This window comes from Kineobactrum salinum (assembly GCF_010669285.1).
Lineage (GTDB): Bacteria > Pseudomonadota > Gammaproteobacteria > Pseudomonadales > Halieaceae > Kineobactrum > Kineobactrum salinum.
The window spans coordinates 583,577-604,083 of record NZ_CP048711.1; the positions used below are offsets into that span (position 1 = coordinate 583,577).

19 protein-coding genes and 1 pseudogene are annotated in these 20,507 nt (G+C 62.4%); 5 read left to right on the top strand and 15 right to left on the bottom strand.

The genetic code is table 11. The annotated features are described in order from the left end of the window. Positions 1-17 precede the first annotated feature (17 nt). Complete coding sequence (locus G3T16_RS02585) at positions 18-638, bottom strand: exopolysaccharide biosynthesis protein (RefSeq protein ID WP_197911859.1); 621 nt, start codon at positions 636-638, stop codon at positions 18-20. 95 nt (positions 639-733) lie between these two features. Between G3T16_RS02585 and G3T16_RS02590 the strand changes: the two genes are divergently transcribed. Together G3T16_RS02590 and G3T16_RS02595 are read left to right on the top strand one after the other, a co-directional pair. Next, positions 734-1,258, top strand: a complete 525-nt coding sequence (locus tag G3T16_RS02590; protein ID WP_163493699.1) for a DNA-deoxyinosine glycosylase — start codon at positions 734-736, stop codon at positions 1,256-1,258. 122 nt (positions 1,259-1,380) lie between these two features. Continuing rightward, positions 1,381-1,980 (top strand): DUF924 family protein, encoded by a 600-nt coding sequence (locus tag G3T16_RS02595; RefSeq protein WP_163493700.1) that lies wholly within the window; start codon positions 1,381-1,383, stop codon positions 1,978-1,980. Between the two features lie 144 nt (positions 1,981-2,124). Here the strand turns inward: G3T16_RS02595 and G3T16_RS02600 are convergent, their stop codons facing one another. Next, positions 2,125-4,107, bottom strand: coding sequence for an alpha/beta hydrolase family protein (locus G3T16_RS02600; RefSeq protein ID WP_163493701.1), 1,983 nt, complete (start codon positions 4,105-4,107; stop codon positions 2,125-2,127). Positions 4,108-4,273: 166 nt separating this feature from the next. Continuing rightward, positions 4,274-6,415 (bottom strand): polyphosphate kinase 1, encoded by a 2,142-nt coding sequence (ppk1, locus tag G3T16_RS02605; RefSeq protein WP_163493702.1) that lies wholly within the window; start codon positions 6,413-6,415, stop codon positions 4,274-4,276. 262 nt (positions 6,416-6,677) lie between these two features. On the opposite strand from ppk1, the gene fghA reads away from it, so the two are divergent. After that, entirely contained in the window at positions 6,678-7,526 is an 849-nt protein-coding gene (gene fghA / locus G3T16_RS02610; protein WP_197912007.1) for an S-formylglutathione hydrolase, read from the top strand. On the opposite strand, the gene G3T16_RS02615 is transcribed toward fghA, so the two are convergent. From G3T16_RS02615 to pspA, 6 genes are all read right to left on the bottom strand, one after another. Beyond that, complete coding sequence (locus tag G3T16_RS02615) at positions 7,527-9,245, bottom strand: ATP-binding protein (protein ID WP_163493704.1); 1,719 nt, start codon at positions 9,243-9,245, stop codon at positions 7,527-7,529. It abuts the gene before it with no gap. Positions 9,246-9,357: 112 nt separating this feature from the next. Continuing rightward, positions 9,358-10,353, bottom strand: a complete 996-nt coding sequence (locus G3T16_RS02620) for a PAS domain-containing protein (protein WP_163493705.1) — start codon at positions 10,351-10,353, stop codon at positions 9,358-9,360. Then, on the bottom strand, positions 10,299-11,108 hold the full coding sequence (locus G3T16_RS02625; RefSeq protein ID WP_163493706.1) for a PAS domain S-box protein: 810 nt from the start codon (positions 11,106-11,108) through the stop codon (positions 10,299-10,301). The genes G3T16_RS02620 and G3T16_RS02625 overlap by 55 nt, the downstream gene beginning before the upstream one ends. 162 nt (positions 11,109-11,270) lie before the next feature. After that, positions 11,271-11,807, bottom strand: a complete 537-nt coding sequence (locus tag G3T16_RS02630; RefSeq protein WP_163493707.1) for a PspC domain-containing protein — start codon at positions 11,805-11,807, stop codon at positions 11,271-11,273. A 3-nt stretch (positions 11,808-11,810) separates the two neighbouring features. Next, a complete protein-coding gene (gene pspB / locus G3T16_RS02635; protein WP_163493708.1) occupies positions 11,811-12,068 on the bottom strand; it encodes an envelope stress response membrane protein PspB in 258 nt (85 codons plus the stop codon). Positions 12,069-12,123: 55 nt separating this feature from the next. Then, a complete protein-coding gene (gene pspA / locus G3T16_RS02640; RefSeq protein WP_163493709.1) occupies positions 12,124-12,825 on the bottom strand; it encodes a phage shock protein PspA in 702 nt (233 codons plus the stop codon). A 216-nt stretch (positions 12,826-13,041) separates the two neighbouring features. Here pspA and pspF point away from each other — a divergent pair, with 216 nt between their 5' ends. Beyond that, entirely contained in the window at positions 13,042-14,076 is a 1,035-nt protein-coding gene (pspF, locus tag G3T16_RS02645; protein ID WP_163493710.1) for a phage shock protein operon transcriptional activator, read from the top strand. Between the two features lie 169 nt (positions 14,077-14,245). Next, a pseudogene (locus tag G3T16_RS02650) lies at positions 14,246-15,707 on the top strand (succinate-semialdehyde dehydrogenase). Between the two features lie 47 nt (positions 15,708-15,754). Here the strand turns inward: G3T16_RS02650 and G3T16_RS02655 are convergent. The 6 genes from G3T16_RS02655 to G3T16_RS02670 all read right to left on the bottom strand — a co-directional run bounded on the left by G3T16_RS02655 (position 15,755) and on the right by G3T16_RS02670 (position 20,405). Next, positions 15,755-16,867 (bottom strand): aminotransferase class III-fold pyridoxal phosphate-dependent enzyme, encoded by a 1,113-nt coding sequence (locus tag G3T16_RS02655; protein ID WP_332102849.1) that lies wholly within the window; start codon positions 16,865-16,867, stop codon positions 15,755-15,757. Next, positions 16,828-17,103, bottom strand: coding sequence for an aminotransferase class III-fold pyridoxal phosphate-dependent enzyme (locus G3T16_RS22690; RefSeq protein WP_332102850.1), 276 nt, complete (start codon positions 17,101-17,103; stop codon positions 16,828-16,830). Before G3T16_RS22690 ends, G3T16_RS02655 begins: the two co-directional genes overlap by 40 nt. A 183-nt stretch (positions 17,104-17,286) precedes the next feature. Continuing rightward, on the bottom strand, positions 17,287-17,472 hold the full coding sequence (locus G3T16_RS02660; protein ID WP_163493711.1) for a hypothetical protein: 186 nt from the start codon (positions 17,470-17,472) through the stop codon (positions 17,287-17,289). A 14-nt stretch (positions 17,473-17,486) separates the two neighbouring features. After that, positions 17,487-17,618, bottom strand: a complete 132-nt coding sequence (locus tag G3T16_RS22335; RefSeq protein WP_269473259.1) for a hypothetical protein — start codon at positions 17,616-17,618, stop codon at positions 17,487-17,489. Between the two features lie 2 nt (positions 17,619-17,620). Then, positions 17,621-18,976, bottom strand: coding sequence for a glycerol kinase GlpK (gene glpK / locus G3T16_RS02665; protein ID WP_232059238.1), 1,356 nt, complete (start codon positions 18,974-18,976; stop codon positions 17,621-17,623). 1 nt (position 18,977) lies between these two features. Further along, positions 18,978-20,405: an aldehyde dehydrogenase family protein gene (locus G3T16_RS02670; protein ID WP_163493712.1), complete on the bottom strand. Its 1,428-nt coding sequence runs from the start codon at positions 20,403-20,405 to the stop codon at positions 18,978-18,980. Positions 20,406-20,507: the final 102 nt, after the last annotated feature.

The window sequence follows — 20,507 nt, forward strand, 5'->3', positions numbered from 1 at the left end:
ACGCCACAAGCGGGTGTTCACAGCAGGACCCGGACCGCCAGCACCGCAATCGACAGGGTAAAAGCCAATGCCAGCAGCGCTACCACGCCGTCGCGGGCAATAATCGCCAGGCCGCAGGCCAGCAGGCCGAATGCAGCGAGATTGGCACTGAAGGGAATGAATTCCAATACGGGCATGGTCAGGGCTATCGCGATGCTGCAAACCACCAGACCGTACAAGCCCGGCCCGTGAACCAATACCGCCAGGCGGGGCCGGACCAGGCGATCCAGCCACCGCGCAGCCGGACGCGACCACTCCAGCGCCCGCGTCAGTTTGGGGCCCGCCACACTGCGTCCGGCCAGCCAGCGCGGCACCCAGATATGCTCCTGCCTGAACAGCATCGGTCCGGTCGTCAACAGCACCAGCAGTGCCATCAGGGTCGGCATGCCAGGAATGTCACCGATCACCGGCGCAGCGGTGATGAGTCCCGCCAGCACCATCACCGGTCCGTAGGAGCGGGTACCGATCGTATCCAGAATCTCGCCGATGGACACCGTCGGACTGCTGCGGGCCCGGTCGCGAATGCGATCAACCAGTTGTTCCAGACCAGTCAGTTCCTCGTCGATCATGTCCGTCCACTCTTGTACCGGTAACGCCACAGTGTATCCTGCCAGGGTTCACTGGGCAGTCCCGTGACCCGGCGATCATCGGCACCCGGGTGGCATTGCCGTTGTGGCCGTGAAGGAGTATCCGCTTGACCCATATCCAGAGTTTTCCGCCCATCGCAGGCCCCGCCGCCGACAGGCTCATTCTCGGCTCCATGCCCGGCAAGGCCTCGCTGCAGGCACAACAGTACTACGCTCATCCCCGCAACAGCTTCTGGCGCATCATGGAGGCCGTGCTGGGAGTACCGGCCAGCCTGCCCTACGCCGAGCGCTGCCTGGCGCTGGCGGCCTCGGGTGTGGCCGTGTGGGACGTACTGCAGGCCTGTACCCGCTCCAGCAGCCTGGATTCGGACATTGTCGAATCGTCCATTGTAGCCAATGACCTGGCCACGTTCCTGACGCGGTATCCGGGGATCCGGACACTCTATTTCAATGGCAGAAAGGCGGAGGCCATCTTCCGGCGCCACCTGCTGCCCCGTCTGGCCGGTCACCCGGCCGAGCTCGACACCGTGGCACTACCCTCAACCAGCCCGGCCAATGCCAGCCTGCCGGTCGCGGAAAAAATCGCGCGCTGGCGCGTTATCGCCGATCCGCGAACGTCGTCTGGGTCATGACAGCGGCCCATCGCTTGTGATACAAGAAACGCCATCTGAAACGGCCATCCAGTGCATCCGCAGCTGCGGCAGGCGCGTATTGGGGGCCGGACACGTAACGACCAACAGGAGAGTACCAGCCGATGCATGACCCGGACACAGTACTGCAATTCTGGTTTGGCGACAGCACCGACGACGCCACGGTCGCCGCGCAACAGGCCAGCCTCTGGTGGTCCAAAAACTCCCGTATCGACGCGCAGATTCGCGAACGCTTCGAAAGCCTGGTGAGCGCCGCGGCTGCCGGTGACCTGGACAGCTGGCGCGCCACAGCTCAAGGCTGGTTGGCCCTGATTATCCTGCTGGACCAGTTCCCGCGCAATATCTATCGCGACACCCCCGCCGCATTCGCCCTCGACCCCAGTGCCCAAAAGCTGTGTAACGAGGGGCTGGCGGCTGACATCGATCAGCAGTTGCGGCCGATCCAGCGGGCCTTCTTCTACCTGCCGCTGGAACACGCCGAGGATCGCGCACTACAGGCCCGCAGCGTAGCCCTGTTCAGGAGCCTGGCCGCCCGGCAACCACCGGAACAGGCAGCACTGTTCCAGGGCTTCGTCGACTATGCCGAACGCCATCGGGTGATTATCGAACGCTTTGGCCGCTTCCCCCACCGCAATGCGGTACTGGGCAGACCCTCCACCGCAGAGGAGACCGAGTTCCTGCAGCAGCCGGGCTCCTCGTTCTGACTCAGCCCGGCCCACCACCCGCATGGAGCCGCTGCACCAGCCCCGTCAATGCCAGCGCGACGGCGACGGCCATGATCCTGAATATGCATGCGGGACTGCAGTGTAGCCCAGACCCGCTTGGCTGGTCGACAATCCCTGAGGGCTTTAATCCGTCAGCGCCGCGGCGACAAAGCCGGCCGCTTCCGCCAGGAACTGGCGGCGCGAAGTTGCCTGCGTGAACCAGTGATCCTCATCCTTGAACAGCTGGTAGCGCACCTCGCGATTGCCGGCCTGCCTGAGGATTTTGGCGAACTTGTCAGACTGCCAGGACGGCACCACGGTGTCCTTGCCGCCGTGGAACAGATAGACAGGGGGCGTATCCCTGCCCGCCAGGTGGCTGGGCGAGCGTTCTTCGTATTGCTCCGCTTCAAAGCGGGAGCCGATACTCCTGCTCCAGTAATCAATGCTGCGGTGCTGGCCCTGCAGGTGAGTATACATCGCGCCCAGATCGGTCACCGCGCCAAAGGTAACGGCACAACGATACAGATCGGGACGGGTGATCACGCCCATCAGGGCGGCATAACCGCCATAGCTGGCCCCCACCATGCAGATACGCTGCGGGTCGACCTGGCCTTCGTCGATCAGCGCCAACACCCCCTCGTCGATATCGCGTTGCATCCTGCCGCCCCACTCCCCCAGCCCGGCATCCTGGAACTGTGAACCGTAGCCGCTGGAGCCGCGGAAGTTGGGCTGGAATACGGCATAACCACTGGCGGCGAAGAACTGTGCCATCCAGTCAAAACCCAGCCGATCGCGGGCATTGGGACCGCCGTGGGGCATCACCACCAGCGGCGCCGGTCCGTCGCCACCGCCAGCCGGCAGCGTCAGGTAGCTGTGGATATCGACTCCGTCACTGGTGCTGTACTCGAAGCGGGAAACCGCCCCCAGCTGCTGTGCTTCCAGCCCGGGATAGGCCCTGGCCAGTTCGGCGATGGTGCCCGCGGTCCTGTCGTACAGCAGATACTGCGGCGGAATTGCAGGGCTCTCCAGTCTCACCACGATCCGGTCCAGGTTCTCCGAATAGGACGTGATCGCGACCTCGGTGTCGGGATAGGTCGACTCCAGGTCCGCCTGGATCTGGGCAAAATCCCGGTCCAGGTAGCGAAATACCTCACGGTCCTGCGTGTAGGCAACACCGATCACCTCGTCAGTGTGCAGGTTGCGCCGCACCCGTTTTACATCGAAGACCGCGTTACGGGCCACCGTCTGCCGCTGCCGCAATTCCCCGCTGCTGATGTCGGCACGCATCACCGCAGAGCGTCCGGCCTCGTCACTTGCCAGGTAGTACATCAGCTTGCCCCCGCCGTCCAGAGCCAGCACTTTGCCGGAGAAAAACCCGGTATCGGTGTCGGCTTCACCGGCGGTTGCGTCGGCCAGCGGGGCGAAGCCGCTGCCGTCCGGCAGGCGGTGGTGCCAGATGCCCTCCTCCTCGCCGCTATCACCCTGGTAGCGCAACAGCACCTCGCCGTCGGCGTCTGTGAGCCATCGGGTATCCAGGTCCGTGGTAGTCTCGATCAATTCCAGGGCGCCGTCCGCCAGCGCGACCTTGTAGAGATTGCTGCGCTTAACGGATGTCTCTTTGCTCAGGCGGGTGCCGGTACTCATCGTGCCGCGGTGTTGCGAGAATGCCGTCATCAGAATGTGGTCAGGATCCCGCGGCAGACTGCTGACGAGCCGGGAGCCGACGACGTACTGGACAAATTTCGACGCCCTGAACGGGGTGATCATCTCGTTCGCGTGCACGTCCAGCAGGCCGGAGCGCTCGACGGTAAAGAGCTGCCTGTCGCCGCGGGAGTAAAAAGGAATGGACATCAGCACATAGAGCCGGTCATTGCCCAGCCAGCGGAAGTCCCGCAACGCGCCTTCGCGCAGCCCGTAGATGTGTGGCTCCCCCTCGCCCGACAACGCCCGGTTCACCAGCACATACTTGCCGTCCATCTGCTGCAGGTAGGCAATGCGCGCACCGTCCGGGGAGATCTGCACACTTTCGAACACGGGCAACTGGCCAAATTGCTGCGCCAGCGGCGCGGCGGCAACCCCGACAACGGGAACCAGGCAAAGCATCACCAACGCCGCGATCAATCTCATATCCACCTCCCTGGCAGTTTGCATCATCCATGTACGTGCAGCGCAGCCCACGCTTGACCGTATTTTATAGCAAAGATGTCCCCGCGAAGCCAGAGGGAGAGCCCAAAACAATGCCGATTGATGACTGCCGGCGACCCGCGGCAATGCCAGCCGCGGCGGACCGGCCTCAGCGCCGCTTGCGCCGGCGCTGAGGAGCGGTACTGACCATGTCGGACTTGGCATAGCGCGGCAGCTTGCCTGTGGCCAGGTAGCGGTGGATGGATTCCTGGGAGCGGATGCGCGCGGCTTTATTGCGCCGCGGCACAAATCCGTTGATCTGGTGCTGGTCGATGATGCGGGCCTTGACGTTATCGTGCCACTGCTGGTCGAGAACGTGCTGCAGGGTTTGCTGGGCGACCGGATCATTGATCGGGCACAGCACCTCGACCCGATAGTCCAGATTACGGGTCATCAGGTCGGCGGAGCCGATCAGGTAGCGTGGGTGGCCACGATTATAGAATACGTAGGCACGCGGATGCTCCAGGTAGCGGTCGACGATACTGATCGCCTCGATGTTCTCCGAAATCCCCTTGACTCCGGGCAGCAACGAACACATGCCGCGAATGATCAGCTTGACATGGACCCCCGCATCCGATGCCTCGTACAGTTTCATGACCAGCTGGTTGTCCACCAGATTGTTGCACTTGAGCGTCAGCTCCGCGCGGTAGCCGGCCCGGGCATTGCTGATTTCCTGTTCGACCAACTGCATCAGCCCCGGCCGGGTACTGTGGGGCGACACCAGCAGGGTGCGGTAGCGTGGCCGTTTGTAAGTGAACTGCAGGAAGTCGAACACATCGTAGATATCACGGCCAATGTTCTGGTCGTAGGTCAGCAGCGTAAAATCCGTGTACCGCAGCGCGGTTCTCTCGTTGAAGTTGCCGGTCCCGATATGGCTGTAAAAACGCAGCGACTGGTCCTCGCGCCGCTCGATCAACAACAGCTTGCTGTGCACCTTGAGGCCGGGGATACCGAAAATCACATCGATACCGCTCTCGGTCAGGCGCTGGGCCCAGCTGATGTTCGCAGCCTCGTCAAAGCGTGCCGCCAGCTCCACCACCGCCAGCACCCGCTTGCCGTTTTGCACCGCATTGACCAGCGCATCGATCACGCGGGAGATCCTGGCGACGCGGTACAGGCAGATCTTGATGGCCGAGACCTCGGGGTCCAGCGCCGCGGTCTTCAGCAGATCGACGATGTAGTCGAAGGGATGATAGGGATAGCACAGAAATACGTCCTGCTCCTTGATATTGTCAAACAGACTGCCGGGCTCATCCAGCCGCGGCAGCCGGATCGGTGGCAAAGGCTTGAACTCGAGGTATTTCGGACCCACGTTGGGGAAGGACATGAAGTCCTTGGAATTGTGATAGCGGCCGCCGGCGATCAGGCTGTCGTATTTGCCAAAGCCGAAGCGGTGACAGAGATAGTCGAGCAGGCGCTGGGGCATTGCGCTGTCGTAGACGAAACGCACTGCCTCGGCCTTGCGCCGCTGTTTGAGGCTGCTCTCCATCTTGTCAATCAGACTCTCGGTGATCCCCGGGTCGATCTCCAGCTCTGCATCGCGGGAAAACTTGAAGCAATAGGCCGCGGCTTCGTCGATATGGAAGACACCGCGAAACATCTGCGGCAGGCAGGCGCGCATCACATTGTCCAGCGCGATGAACACCTTGCCGCTTTTGCCCTTGCGGCGCGGGACTTGCACGAATCGCTCCAGCCGGTCGGTGGGCACCTCCACTACCGCATAGTTGTAGCTGTCGCCGGAACGAATATCCAGCGCCAGATAGATCGACTCATCATTCAGTGCCGGTATCGGATGGCCATCCCGCAGCAGGATGGGCTCCAGCTCAGGCAGCACCGTGCGGGTAAAATAGGACTGTACAAACGCGGCCTGTCCCGGATCCAGCTGGCGTTCGTTGATCATGTAGATATGGCGGCCGCGCAGATCGCGCAGCACGGCAGTGTAGGTTTTTTCAAACTGTTTCTGCAGCTCCACCACGCGCTTGAGGATCGCTGCCTGCAACTCCTTGGCCTGCTGTTTGGACGTGCCCTCCGATACCAGGATCAGACGCCGCACCTCCGCCACCCTGACCCGGAAGAACTCGTCCATGTTATTGGAAAAAATCCCCAGGTAGCGCAGACGCTCAATCACCGGCACAGTGTCGTCCGCCGCCTCCTGCAGAACGCGGGCATTGAACGACAGCCAGCTCAGCTCCCGCGGAATAAACAGGTTTTCGTCGAGATCGGCCAGGCGCTTCTTCAGCAGATTTGGCATGAAACATTCCCGCAAAGTGGAGGGTGGCATCGCATGGACCCCAAGGGCGGTCAATCTAGTACACTTTCAGCGGGCACTGAAGTGCTCGGCGGGCTTTTTTGCCGCAATCCAGATGAACCTTTTGTGACAGCGATTGCGGCGGAGCCGCCACCACTCTTTAGCTGCCCCTTGTCCTGTCAGACACGGCACCGTAACATGGGTATCAGAACGGTGGCGAGAGTACCCGCTGCGTTGTGGTCCACTGAGCGGAGTTCTCATGAGTCTGGAAATCATTACGGAAAATCGTTGTTTCGAAGGGCGTCAACTGCGCTTCAGACATCGGGCGGAAACGCTCGATTGCGACATGCACGGTGCGATCTACCTGCCACCGCAGGCAGCGCGGGAACCGGTCCCGTTGCTGTATTGGCTGTCGGGCCTGACCTGCACCGACGAAAACTTCGTCCAGAAGGCGGGCGCCCAGCGCTACGCGGCCGAGCACGGGGTTGCCATCGTGGCCCCGGATACCAGCCCCCGCGGCGATGATGTTCCCGATGATCCCGAGGGCAGCTGGGATCTCGGCCTCGGTGCCGGCTTCTATCTCAACGCCAGCCAGGATCCCTGGCAGCGACATTATCGCATGTATGACTACATCACCGACGAGTTGCCGGAACTGCTGCCGGAAGCATTTCCGGTGGACCCCGAACGCAGCTCGATATTCGGTCATTCAATGGGCGGCCACGGCGCTCTGGTGATCGCTCTGCACAATCCCGCGCGCTACGCCTCGGTATCGGCGTTTGCACCGATCGTGGCGCCCACGCGCTGTCCCTGGGGGGAAAAGGCCTTCAGCCATTACCTGGGCCCCGACCGGGAGGCGTGGAAAGCCTATGACAGTTGTGAACTGATCGCCGCGGGCGCACCGCAACTGCCCATGCTGATCGACCAGGGCGAAGCCGATAATTTTCTGGAATCGCAACTGAAAACAGAGCTGCTGGAACAGGCCTGCCAGGAAAACAGCTATGAAGCCACGATTCGGCGCCACCCGGGCTATGACCACAGCTATTATTTCATCGCCAGCTTCGTGGGCAGCCATATCGGTTTTCATGCGCGGGCGCTGGAACAGGCGGCTGGCTGACTACTCCGCCTCGTCCAGTACCTTGCGCAGTTTGGTCGCCAGCTCCTGGCGACGGTAGGGCTTGCTGAGCAACTGCACACCCCGGTCCAGCCGACCGTGATGGACGATGGCATTTTCTGTATAACCGGAAGTAAACAGGACCCGGATACCGGGATGCAACTGGTATGCAGTATCCGCCAGCTCCCTGCCGTTCATGCCGCCCGGCATCACCACATCGGTAAACAACAGATCGATATCGGCTGATTCCTGCAGGATGTGGACGGCCTCGGGGCCCGAACCGGCACTGGTGACCCGGTAGCCCAGCCCCTGCAGCAGACTGATCACGTACTGGCGCACCAGGTCATTGTCCTCCACCACCAGCACATGTTCCCGGCCACCGGTCACGGTAGTTGCCGGCTCCGGGTCGGGAAGCGACTCACTGCCGCCATCGTGCCGGGGAAAATACAGCTTTACCGTCGTGCCCTCACCCGGCTCGGAATAAATCTTGGCATGGCCGCCCGACTGTTTGACGAAACCGTACACCATGCTGAGGCCCAGGCCACTGCCCTTGCCCAATGACTTGGTGGTAAAAAACGGCTCAAACGCGCGGCTCACTATCTCTCCGGGCATGCCTGTGCCAGTATCGGAAACCGACACCAGCACATACTGCCCGCTCTTGACCTCATGGTGTTCGTCCGCGTAGGCGTCATCCAGCATGGCATTGGCGGTTTCCACGGTCAGGTGGCCACCACCCGGCATGGCGTCGCGGGCATTGATTGCCAGGTTGAGCAGGGCGGACTCCAGTTGGCCGGGATCGACTTCGGTGAGCCAGAGGCCGCCGGCCCGCACCAGTTCGAAATCGATGTCCTCCATCAGCGCTCGCCGCAGCATGCCCTCCATGTCCGCAATCAGACGATTGACGTCCACCACCTGCGGCTCCAGTGCCTGGCGCCGGGAGAAGGCCAGCAGGCGATTGGTCAGCTCCGCACCACGGGCAGCCGCAGTCGCAGTTATCTCTGCCAGTGCCTGCAGTGGCTGGCGGTCCGTGAGCTGCTCCTTGAGCAGTTCCGCATTGCCGAGAATGACTGTCAGCAGATTGTTGAAATCATGTGCCACACCGCCGGTCAATTGACCGATCGCGCTGAGTCTTTCAGACTGTGCCAGGCGCTGGGACGCCTCGCGGTTGGCCAGCATCTGGCTGACATGAATCGCGATGACGTTGAGCATTTCCCGCTCTTCCGGCAGAAACGGTGAACCCTCGCCCGGCGCCGGCTCGACGGTTGCGGGATAAGCGATTTCAACCCAGCCTTTCTCCTGATTGCCCTGGAAAATGGCGACCCGTGTCGCCAGCTCGGGCTCAGACCAACCGTCACTGAGAAACTCTGTTTCATCATGACAGATACGCGCCATCGCCAAGTCGCTGTGAACCAGGGCCGCGGGCACCACCGCGACAATGTCTTCCAGCACTTTCTCAATGGGGCGATGCTGGTCGGCACTCAGGGAGGATACCAGATAGAGGCAGTGCAGTTCCTTCATCCGTTCCTGCAATTGCTGTTCCCGGTCCCGTTCCCTGGACACATCGCGGAAGTAGATCGCCAGCCCTTCCGGCCCCGGATAGAAATTGGCCAGGAACCAGGCCTCCAGCGCGGCAAAATAAAACGTGAAGCTTGCACTGTTGCCGCTGGCCAGGGCGCGTTCAAATTTCCCACGAATATCGGGCGAACGGGTCTCGGGAAACACGTCCCTATGGCAGCGCCCAGCAGCGCCTGTTTCGGGCGACGCAGCAACTGCTCAGCTTTACGGTTGACGTAGGCAAAGCAGACTTCGTGATCGAGCAGCACGAAGGCGTCGCTCATGCTGTCCAGGGTCTGGTGCAGCCGCTGCGACAGCGCCTCGGACTGTTCCCGCGCCTGCACCAGTTCGGTAATGTCCTGCAAGGCGCCGCGCACGGCACTGGCAGTGCCCGCCCATGGTCGTACTCAGCCTCGCCTATAATATGTACCCAGCGCCGGTTCCCGTTCGCGGTGGTCAGCTGCATTACATTGTCGAAAGCCTCTCCCCGTTCCACGCAGCGAGCCAGCTGCTCACGCAAACGTCCCCGGTACACTGGTTCATAGTAAGCGATGGCAGCGTCCACGGTGTGCAGGTACCTGCCTGGCATTTCGTGGATCAGCGCTGTTTCCTCGGTCCACTGCACCGTATCGGTGTCCAGGTCCGCGCGCCAGCCACCCAGATGAGCCGCGCGACCTGCCAACCGCTGCAGACGGGTGACTCCGTCCAACCGGGCGGCCGCCTCGATTTCAGCAGTTACATCCTGCAGAACACCGGTCAGGATACGGCCATCACCGGTTTCAGTATACTCGCCGATTCCCCGCAGATGGACCACCTTGCCGTCGGGCCGGATGATGCGGTGCTGGAATTCAAAATGGGGGCCGGGGCAGGCATTGTAGGCTTTCATGCTCGCCAACATGGTCTCCCGGTCGTCAGGGTGAACAAGCGCCCGGTAGGCCTCGTTGGTGCTGTTATAATCAGACTTGGAAATACCGTACATCCGGTAAATATCGTCGGACCAGCTCCACTCGCCTGTATCTATGTTTCGTTTCCACAGCCCCAGGCCCAGCAAACGTTGCGCCGTCCGCAGGTTGGCCTCCTGCTCCAACAAACGGTTGTTGGCGGCCTTCAGTTCGCGGGAACGCAGCAGAATATCAAGCTCCAGCAAGGCGTCCCGCTGTTCGATATCCCGCAGCGCCCGCATGCTGGCGGCGCTCCTGCCCTCGCCGACTACAAAGTCGGTCACGTCCTCAGTGCGATGAATGATGTAGACCAGCTCGCCCTCGGGTCCCCGCACCGGGGTATTGACCGAACTCCAGTAGCGCTCCTCATAGCCGCCGCCCGGTGGTCGGGACGCTGGACCGGGTGGCGCTGCACCGCCATGATATCCGTCACCCCGCTGGTCTTGACCTGTTCCAGCGATGCCAGCAGCTTGCGCGGGCCATCGGCTTGCGGATCGGCCGGGTTGACGGGAAGCACGTCCCGCAACAGGCGCCCCTTGAGGTCTTCGCGCCGCGTCATCGTGCTCGCAAGATAAGCGTCACTGACCGCCACGATCATGAAGTCGAGCGGACTGAGTACCAGAAAATTGCCCGGCACCGACTCGAACAGTCCCTGAAAATGTTGGGCCGACGCTTCCGCAGTCCGGCGCAGCTGCTGCTCGCGCTCCAGCAGGCGCCGCCGCTCCCGTTCCAGCTCCCGCTGGCGGGTCAGATCCCGGGCGGATACCAGCTCGGCCTGACGCCCCTGGTACTCAAGCAGATGGCTGCTGATATCGACAAAAATGAGCTCGCCGGATTTCAGCCGATGGCGCCAGGTACCCGCCTGATCAAGCCCTGGTGATACCAGTTTGATATTTTCCAGCAACCGAGGGACATCTTCCTGCGGGCGGATATCCCGCACCGTCATTGCCAGGAACTCGTCCCGGGAATAGCCGTAGCGCTGGATGGCGGCATCATTGACGGCGAGAAAGCGCAGGGAATCGAGGTCGTAGATCCACATGGCATCCGGATGGTTCTCGAACAACATGGCTGGATCCAGATCAAGCGCCATAGTCTGTGTGGCCCCGGCTTGGAGAAGCGGACAACCGCACGACGACGGCTGTTGCCCTCCCATAATGCCCCAACCGGCCCCGAAGACCAACACGCTACAGCAAATCCGGTAGCGGGCTACCGGCGGGCCGTCCGACCGGCTCCGCAGGCCACACCGGGCCAATCAGAGCCTGGAGATCTCCTTGTTCAATTCATACTGGCGCGAAGTGACATAGGATTCCATCGTCTCTACCCGCTGCAGCGCTGCATCGAGCCGCTCGCGGGCCCGGCGCAGGCGCACACTGCCGGGCTCGCTGTAGCGAAACACCTTGCGCGGACGGTAGTGGTGATGGCGCTCATCATATTCCATCTCCACCTCCGGCCCCGGCTCGGGATCGTCCGGCGGCAGCTCGCCATCCAGGTCGCTGTAGCGGCGGGGCCGTGGCGACAGCAATATCCAGGCACCGACATACGCCCACAGCGCCAGGGTGCCGGTAAACAGGAAGGCCGCCACCCACAACAGGCGCACTACCCAATGGGCGACGTCGAAATGATCTGCCAGGCCGGCACTGACGCCAGCGATCTTGCCATCCGGGGTATTGCGGTAGAGGTTCATGCCCCAACCGGCGGCCCGGCGCTGGCGGAAGCCGCGAAACTGATGCCAGAAACTGCGGTTGCCATCGCGGCGGTAGTGACGATCATGGTACCGGGTTCTGCTCATGTGCTACTCCCTGTGCTGTTCGCGGTGATCGACCTGGTAGCGCCAGTCGGGGTGGTCGGCATCGAGAATGGTCTCCAGTACCCCTATCCTTTCCACCAGTTTGTCGACGGTGGCCAGCATATGCTCGATGGTTTGCCGGTCTTCCGTGTTCAGGCTGCGGGAGGACCGGTTGACACTGCGGTAGTGCATAGTGATCCAGATTGGCGCGACGATCACCAGAAACAGGATCGTCGGCACAAACATGAATTGCCAGAATTGCATGGTTATTTTCCTCAGGCAGCGATGCGATCAACGCCATGCTGCCACGTCGTTTTGTCTAGGCCAAGCCGCCGGAGTTTTGCGAGTTCTCGCCCTTTTCACCCAGTTCACGCTTGAGCCGCTGCAATTCCTCGGAAATGCGCTCGTCCTCCTGCAACGCGTCGATCTCCGCCGCCAGGTCCGGTGGCACTTCGCGGCCGATATCCATGGATTCCAGCTGGCTTTCCAGGTTGTCCATCCGCCGCTCGAAATGCTCAAAGCGCTGGAATGCCGAGTCCAGGGCCTCCCGCTGCACCTGCCGCTTGACCTTGATCCGCGATTCCACCGTCTGGCTGCGCATCAGCATGGCCTGCTGGCGCGCCTTGGCATCCCCCAGTTTCTGCTGCAGCTGAGCGATTTCGTGAGCCAGTTGGGCGATATGCTCGTCGGTGGCCTTGAGCTCCTGCGCCACCGCCTCCACTTCGTCCTCGATCGCCTGCTTCTCCTGCAGCGCGGCCCGGGCCAGATCTTCCCGTCCCTTGCCCAGTGCCAGCCTCGCCTTGCGCTCCCAGCTGGCAGCATCCTCCTGCACCTGCTCCAGCCGGCGCGCGGCCGCCTTGCGGTCTGCCAGCACCTTGGCGGAGGAACTGCGGACCTCCACCAGGGTATCTTCCATTTCCTGGATAATCAGCCGGATCATCTTCTGGGGGTCCTCGGCCTGGTCCAGCAGCGAATTGATATTGGAATTGATGATGTCTGTCATCCGCGAAAATATACCCATGGTTTCTCTCCCTCTGGGGCAACCTGCCCCGTGACAGCCGCTACCCGGCCAATGCCCTGTTCTTTACAGAAATCGTGCCATAACTTTCAACCTACTGTTTCTAAATGATTTTCTCCTCAAAAGGGTGTGCTGAGTCCAGCCTGCCATCTCGATTATTGGTATATTCAGCCTCATTAAATAGTATATAAAACCTCATAAGTTGGTATATTTGACCTCATGAAAACAGGCGAAAGCATAATCGGAGAGTCCGCCGCGCTGGCCCAGGCGCTGGAGCAGGTTTCCCGGCTGGCCGCCATCAACCGGCCGGTGCTGATCTTCGGTGCCCGCGGTACCGGCAAGGAATTGGTGGCAGAGCGTTTGCATTTCCTGTCGCCACGCTGGGATGCGCCGCTGGTGAAAGTGAATTGCGCCGCCCTGGCCGAACCGCTGCTGGAGTCGGAACTGTTTGGCCATGAACCCGGCGCATTTACCGGCGCCAGCCGGCTGCGTCAGGGCCGCTTTGAGCGGGCCGACGGCGGTACGCTGTTTCTGGATGAACTCGGGAGCATGTCCCTGCGGCTACAGGAAAAGCTGCTGCGCCTGGCCGAGTACGGGGAATTCGAGCGCCTGGGCGGGCAGCAGACGCTGCAGGCGGATGTGCGGGTGGTCGCCGCCACCAACAGCGATCTGCGTGCCCAGGTGGCCGCCGGCGAGTTCCGGGCAGATCTGCTGGATCGTCTCAGTTTCGATGTAATCCATCTCCCCGCGCTGGCCCAGCGGCCCGAGGATATACCCGAACTGGCCCGGCACTTCGCCATTCAGATGTGCCAGGAACTGGGCTGGGAACTGTTTCCCGGGTTTGCCGAAGAGGCACTGGCAACGCTGCAGGCACACAGCTGGCCCGGCAATATCCGGGAGCTGAAAAATGCCGTGGAGCGCTCGCTGCATCGCTGGGAAGACCCCGATACGGCGGTTGCCAGCATCGTGCTCGACCCGTTCCGCTCGCCCTACCCCGAGCCCGTTGCCAGCGAAACGGCAGCTGCTGACAGTCAACCCGACAGCAGCGAAGTGCCACCGGTTGCAGTTTTTGCGGCCACGGACTTCAGCACCCGGATGCGGGAAATCGAGCGGGATTTACTGCTGCGGGCACTGGCCGCCAACGAGCATAACCAGCGCCGCACCGCGCGAGCGCTCAAGCTCAGCTATGACCAGCTGCGCGGGCTGGTGCGCAAGCATGGGCTGGGCCGGCCGCGTCACCGGCAAGCGCATTGAACGCAGCGCTGACAGCGGTGCGAAGACAGGCTGGCATCGCTAAAAATCGCTATAGTGAATGCAGTGACAGCGGGACTCCCCGCAGCTGACATGTCATAATCAACCCTGGACTTTGCCGCGCAATTACGTGCTGCCACCTTCCATTCATCGCCGAAAAAGGACCCGAACCATGAGCCTGCCTCTGACAGACCCCAGCTTGCTGCAAACCCGCGCCTATATCGACGGCCAGTGGGTGGACGCGGATGACGGTGCGACCTTCAGCGTCCGCAATCCTGCCAACGGCGACGTCATTGCCGAGGTCGCCAAAACCGGGGCAGCGGAAACCCGGCGCGCGATCGAAGCGGCGCAGCGCGCGATGGACGACTGGAAAAAACTGGCCGCCAAGCAACGCGCCCAGATCCTGCGCAAATGGTTCGACCTGATGATGGCGAACCAGGAAGACCTGGCCATTATCATGACTGCGGAGCAGGGCAAGGTGCTGGCCGAGTCCCGCGGTGAGGTGGCCTACGGCGCCGCGTTTGTCGAATGGTTCGGCGAACAGGCCAAACGCATAGATGGCGACGTCATCCCGGGGCCCTCCGCCGACAAGCGCATCGTCTGCATCAAGCAGCCGGTAGGTGTGGTGGCGGCAATCACCCCTGGAATTTCCCCAATGCAATGATTGCCCGCAAGGCGGCCCCCGCACTGGCGGCCGGTTGCAGCATCGTCATCAAGCCGGCCACCGAAACTCCACTGTCAGCCTTCGCGATGGCAGTACTGGCCGAGCGCGCCGGAGTTCCGGCGGGAGTGCTCAATGTGCTCGCCGGCAGCTCCTCCGCGATCGGTGGCGAACTGACCTCCAATCCGATCGTGCGCAAGCTGACGTTTACCGGCTCGACGCCGGTGGGCAAGATGCTGGAAGCGCAGTGCGCCGAGACCATGAAAAAAACCTCCATGGAACTGGGCGGCAATGCACCGTTCATCGTGTTCGAGGACGCCGACCTGGATGCCGCAGTACAGGGCGCGATGATCTCCAAGTACCGCAACTCGGGCCAGACCTGCGTCTGCTCCAACCGGATGCTGGTACAGGATTCAGTCTACGACGAATTTGTCACCAAGCTGGTCAAGGCCACATCTGAGCTGGTTGTCGGCAATGGCCTGGAGAACGGCATCACGCTGGGCCCGCTGGTCAACAGCGGCGCGGTGAAGGATGTGGATCAGCTGGTGCAGGCCTCGGTCGGCGCCGGCGCGAAGATCGCGCTGGGCGGTGGCCCCATGACCTGGGTGGCTGCTTCTACCAGCCTACCATTCTCACCGAGGTCACCTCGCAAATGGCGGTGTTCCGCAACGAGATCTTCGGCCCAGTGGCGCCGGTGGTGCGCTTTCATACCGAGGAGGAAGCCATCGCGATGGCCAATGATACCGAGTTCGGGCTGGCCTCCTATTTCTATACCCGCGATATCGGCCGGGTATGGCGGGTGGCGGAGGCGCTGGATTACGGCATCGTCGGCATCAATGAAGGCATCATCTCCAACGAGATGGCGCCATTCGGCGGGGTCAAGGAATCGGGTTCCGGCCGGGAGGGCTCCAAGTACGGCATCGACGACTACGTCGAAATCAAATACATGCTGATGGGCGGCCTGGATCGCTGAACGCGATCCGAACCGGGGTCGCCATCGACGGCGACCCCAACTTCCGATCAGGCCACCAGCAGTTGCCGGGCGGTGACGTGAGCCAGGGTATCTTCCAGCGCGCGGCCCAGTTTCTCCACCAGTTCATCCACCTGCGCCTCGCTGATGATCAGTGGGGGACACAGCGCGACGCTGTTGCCACCCAGCGCGCGCACGATCAGTCCGTGTTCCTGGCAGCGCTGCTGGCAGAAACCGCCGACCGAGTTGTCGGCAAAGGGTTGGCGGGTCTGCTTGTTGGCCACCAGTTCCAGCGCGGCAATCATGCCCATGCCGCGCACTTCCCCCACCAACGGATGGTCAACGAAGCCCTGTAGCTTGCGCTGCAGGTACTCGCCCATCACCCGGGCCCGCTCGAACAACCGGTCACGCTGGTAGATCTCCAGCACTTTGGAAGCCACCGCGCAGGCCACCGGATGACCGCCATAGGTATAGCCGTGGCCAAAGATTCCCACCTCGGCGCTGGGCTCCACCAGCGCCTGGTACATGTCCTCGGTGACCAGCGCCGCGCTGACCGGCATATAGGCCGAGGACAGCGCCTTGGCCAGCGTCATCAGCTGCGGCTGGATGCCGAGACTGGTGGCGCCAAAATCGGCGCCGGTCCGGCCAAAGCCGCAGATAACTTCATCGTCCCACATCAGGATGTCGTACTTCTTCAGCACCGCCTGGATCTTGGCAAAATAGCCCGCCGGTGGCACGATCACACCGCCGGCGCCACTCACCGGCTCGGCAATGAAGGCAGCGATGGTTTCCGGGCCCTCGGCCAGGATCAGCTCCTCCAGTTCCCGGGCGCGGCGGCTGGCAAACTCCTCCTCGGTCTCCCCCGCCAGACCATCGCGGTAGAAGTGCGGGGCACCGGTACGCAGGATGCCCAGCGCCTCGAAGGGCAGGCTGAAGTGGGTGTGGATGGGTACCAGCCCGGTGAGTGAGGCGGCGGCTATCGTCACCCCGTGATAGGCCCGCTCGCGGGAGATGATCTTGTGCTTTTCGGGCCTGCCGGTAACGTTGAAATAGTAGCGGATCAATTTCACCAGGGTATCGTTGGCGTCCGAACCCGAGCTGCCCAGAAACACCCGGGCGTCGGTCATTGGCACCATATCGGAGAGCTGGTCCGCCAGCGCCATCGCGGCGGGTGGGTCTTGCCGCCGAACAGGTGGGAATAGGCCAGGGTCCGCATCTGCCGGGCGGCGGTCTCCACGATCTCCTCGTTGCCGTAGCCCAGCGCGGTACACCACAAACCACTCAAGCCCTCCAGATACTGGCGCCCCTGGTTGTCATACACATAAACACCTTCGCCGCGCTCGATCACCAGTTGTTCGGTGGCCGTCAGGTTGGTGGTAGGGTAAATCATATGGGTCATCGTTCTCGCCTCTTCAATAATGTGTATCTAAACCAACGGCCGGGCCGTCTCAGACAACAGCGTAGCGCATCCTCCCGGCAAACGCTTCGCTACCATTCCATGGCTTGCAACAGTGTCCACCAGCAATCAGGTTTGCAGCTGTGTACCGGGCCACAATTGCGCTGAACCTGACCCACACCGCCCTCAGTCGGCCCGCACCCGCTGCTTGCCACAGCGGGCACAGCGGTACAGGGTCACCAGCCGGCCCTGCTTGACGTCGAACTGCCTGGCCTTGTCAACCTCCCACTTGTGGTGGCCGTGCCGACACAGGGTCTTGCCCTTGTGCTGCTCCTTCAAGGAGGGTTTGCGAAATGCAATGATGTCGGCCACGGTGGGATCTCAACTCACAACAATGTGCGGGCCAGCGCCGCCTGCCAGGAGGCCTGCCGCTGGCGCCGCGCCGCGGCCGGCATGGCAACCCTGAACTCGCGCTCGGCCTGCCAGATCTTGCGGATATCGGCTGTCCCCTGCCACAACCCTACCCCAGCCCGGCCAGATAGCAGGCACCGGCCACGGTGGTCTCGATGACCCGGGGCCGGATCAGCTTGCGGCCCAGCACGTCGGCCTGGATCTGCAGCAGCAGGTCGTTGGCGGCGGCACCGCCATCCACTCGCAGCGGCCGCATGCGTTTGCCCCGATCGCGCTCCATGGCCAGCAGGATGTCCGCATTCTGCAGTGCCATTGCATCCAGTGTGGCGCGGGCGATATGGCCGCGCCCGCTGCCCCGGGTGAGACCGCTCAGGGTACCGCGCGCCTCCGGCGCCCAGTGAGGGGCGCCCAGGCCGGTCAGCGCCGGTACGAACTCCACTCCGCCGCTGTCCTTCACCGAGCGCGCCAGCGCTTCGATGTCGCCCGCCCGGGCAATGATCTGCAACCCGTCGCGCAGCCACTGTACGGCGGCGCCGCAGATGAAGGCGCCGCCCTCCAGCGCATAGACCGGCCGGGCCCGCTCTCCCAGCTGCCAGGCAGCAGTGGTGAGCAGGCCGGAGCGCGACTGCAGTAGCTCCGCACCGGTATTCATCACGATGAAAGAGCCGGTGCCGAAGGTACACTTGGCATCCCCGGGCGCAAAGCAGGCCTGGCCGAACAGCGCAGCCTGCTGGTCCCCGGCGACACCCGCCACCGGAATACCGTCCGGCAGGCCCGCGACGCCGCGGGTATGGGCCAGTATCGCACTGGAGGGCACAATGTCCGGCAGGATGCCCTCGGGCAGCTCGAACAACTCCATCAGCTCCCGGTCCCAACTGCAGCGACGCAGGTTCATCAGCGAGGTGCGCGAGGCATTGGAGATGTCGCTGACATGAGCTTCGCCACCGCTGAGCTGCCAGATCAGGAAGCTGTCGACGGTACCGGCAGCCACCCGTCCGGCCTTCAGTTTGCGGCCGATGCCGCCGGTATTGCGCAGCAGCCAGCGGAACTTGGTGGCGGAGAAATACGGGTCCAGCACCAGGCCGGATTTGCGCTTGACCATTTTTTCGTGGCCCGCAGCCTTCAGGGTCTCGCAGAAGTCCGTGGTACGCCGGCACTGCCAGACCACGGCCCGGTTCAGCGGCTCGCCACTTTTGCGGTCCCACAGCAGTGCCGTCTCGCGCTGATTGGTAATACCGATGGCGGCAATATCAGTGGCCTTGCACACCCGCTTGCGCAACACAGCGCGGATGCCCTGCTGCACCGTGCGCCAGATATCGGCCGCATCGTGTTCCACCCAGCCCGGCCGCGGGTAGTGTTGCGGGAACTCGATATTCACGCTGGCCCGCAGCTGTCCCTGCACATCCATCAGCGCCACCGTGGTGCCGGTGGTGCCCTGATCAATGGCGAGGATGAAGTCGCTCATGTCAGCTGCCGAAGCCCTCAACCGCCTTGATTTCAAGGAAGTCGGTAAAGCCATGGTGACCCCACTCACGACCATTGCCGGACTGCTTGAAACCGCCAAAAGGCACATTGAAGCCGCCACTGGCGCCATTGATGTGGACATTGCCGGCCCTGATCCGGGCCGCCACCCGGCGCGCCCGCTCGATGTCTCCGCTCTGCACATAACCGGCCAGGCCATAGGGTGTATCGTTGGCAATGCGGATCGCGTCTTCCTCATCCTCGTAAGGGATCATCACCAGCACCGGGCCGAAGATTTCCTCGCGGGCGATGCTCATATCATTGTTCACTCCCGAGAACACCGTGGGTCGCACGAAGTAGCCCCGCTCCAGACCCTCGGGATGGCCCGGACCACCCACCACCAGCCGCGCTCCCTCGTCTATCCCTTTCTGGATCAGCTCCTGAATCCTGTCATACTGCAAGCGGGAAACCACCGGCCCCATCGTGGTACCTTCAGCACTGGGATCGCCCACCACTACGGACTCGGTCACTCGCGCGGCAATGGCCTCCGCCTCCGCCAGCCTGGCAGCGGGCACCAGCATGCGCGAAGGTGCGTTGCAGGACTGGCCGCTGTTGTTGTACATGTGCAACACACCCTGGGTCACCGCGGCTTCCAGATCGGCATCGTCAAGAATGATATTGGGCGATTTGCCGCCCAGTTCCTGGGTGACACGCTTCACACTGGGGGCCGCGTTCTGGGCGACCAGTGAACCGGCCCGGGTGGAGCCGGTGAAGGACATCATGTCCACATCCGGATGCTTCGACAGCGCGGTACCCACTACCGGCCCATCGCCATTGACCAGGTTGAACACACCGGCGGGTACCCCGGCCTCGTGCATGACCTGGGCAAAAAGATAGGCCGACAGCGGCGCCTCTTCACTGGGTTTGAGGATCATGGTACAGCCCACCGCCAGCGCCGGTGCAACCTTGCAGCCGATCTGGTTCAACGGCCAGTTCCAGGGTGTAATCAGGCCGCAAACGCCGATGGGCTCCTTGAAGACCCGGTGTTCACCCAGGTCTTCCTCGAACGCGAAGTCACGCAGCACCCGCAATGCTTCCTTGAGATGGCCCCGGCCCGCATGGGTCTGGCCGCCCGCGGCCAGCGACTGTGGCGCCCCCATTTCCTCGCGCACCGCATCGGCGATGTCGTTGTGGTATTTCTTGTAGGTGGCCACGCAGGATTCCAGCAATTCGATACGTTCCTGGCGGGAACTGCGGCCATAGCTCTCGAAGGCTTTTTTGGCGGCCGCCACGGCGCGATCAACGTCGGTTTCGGAACCCAGCGAAATACGGGCACAGACTTCCTCGGTGGCCGGATTGATGACGTCGTGCGGATTGGGCTGCGCCGGATCGACCCACTCACCATTGATATAAAACTGCAGATAGTCACGCATAGAAATTCTCCATGTGAGGATGGCCAGGACCACAAGTGTAACATTGCCTGAGTGGCCGGCTACCACCCCCATGGGGGTATCATTGCGGCAGGCAGTATGGCC

What these genes read in the sequence shown, in the direction of transcription:
- G3T16_RS02595 (WP_163493700.1), top strand. Translation starts at nt 1,381, where the DNA reads ATGCATGACCCGGACACAGTACTGCAATTCTGGTTTGGCGACAGCACC.
- G3T16_RS02600 (WP_163493701.1), bottom strand. Translation starts at nt 4,107, where the DNA reads ATGAGATTGATCGCGGCGTTGGTGATGCTTTGCCTGGTTCCCGTTGTC.
- ppk1 (WP_163493702.1), bottom strand. Translation starts at nt 6,415, where the DNA reads ATGCCAAATCTGCTGAAGAAGCGCCTGGCCGATCTCGACGAAAACCTG.
- G3T16_RS02625 (WP_163493706.1), bottom strand. Translation starts at nt 11,108, where the DNA reads ATGGCGCTTGATCTGGATCCAGCCATGTTGTTCGAGAACCATCCGGAT.
- G3T16_RS02630 (WP_163493707.1), bottom strand. Translation starts at nt 11,807, where the DNA reads ATGAGCAGAACCCGGTACCATGATCGTCACTACCGCCGCGATGGCAAC.
- pspB (WP_163493708.1), bottom strand. Translation starts at nt 12,068, where the DNA reads ATGCAATTCTGGCAATTCATGTTTGTGCCGACGATCCTGTTTCTGGTG.
- pspA (WP_163493709.1), bottom strand. Translation starts at nt 12,825, where the DNA reads ATGGGTATATTTTCGCGGATGACAGACATCATCAATTCCAATATCAAT.
- pspF (WP_163493710.1), top strand. Translation starts at nt 13,042, where the DNA reads ATGAAAACAGGCGAAAGCATAATCGGAGAGTCCGCCGCGCTGGCCCAG.
- G3T16_RS02655 (WP_332102849.1), bottom strand. Translation starts at nt 16,867, where the DNA reads ATGGCGCTGGCGGACCAGCTCTCCGATATGGTGCCAATGACCGACGCC.
- G3T16_RS22690 (WP_332102850.1), bottom strand. Translation starts at nt 17,103, where the DNA reads ATGACCCATATGATTTACCCTACCACCAACCTGACGGCCACCGAACAA.
- glpK (WP_232059238.1), bottom strand. Translation starts at nt 18,976, where the DNA reads ATGAGCGACTTCATCCTCGCCATTGATCAGGGCACCACCGGCACCACG.
- G3T16_RS02670 (WP_163493712.1), bottom strand. Translation starts at nt 20,405, where the DNA reads ATGCGTGACTATCTGCAGTTTTATATCAATGGTGAGTGGGTCGATCCG.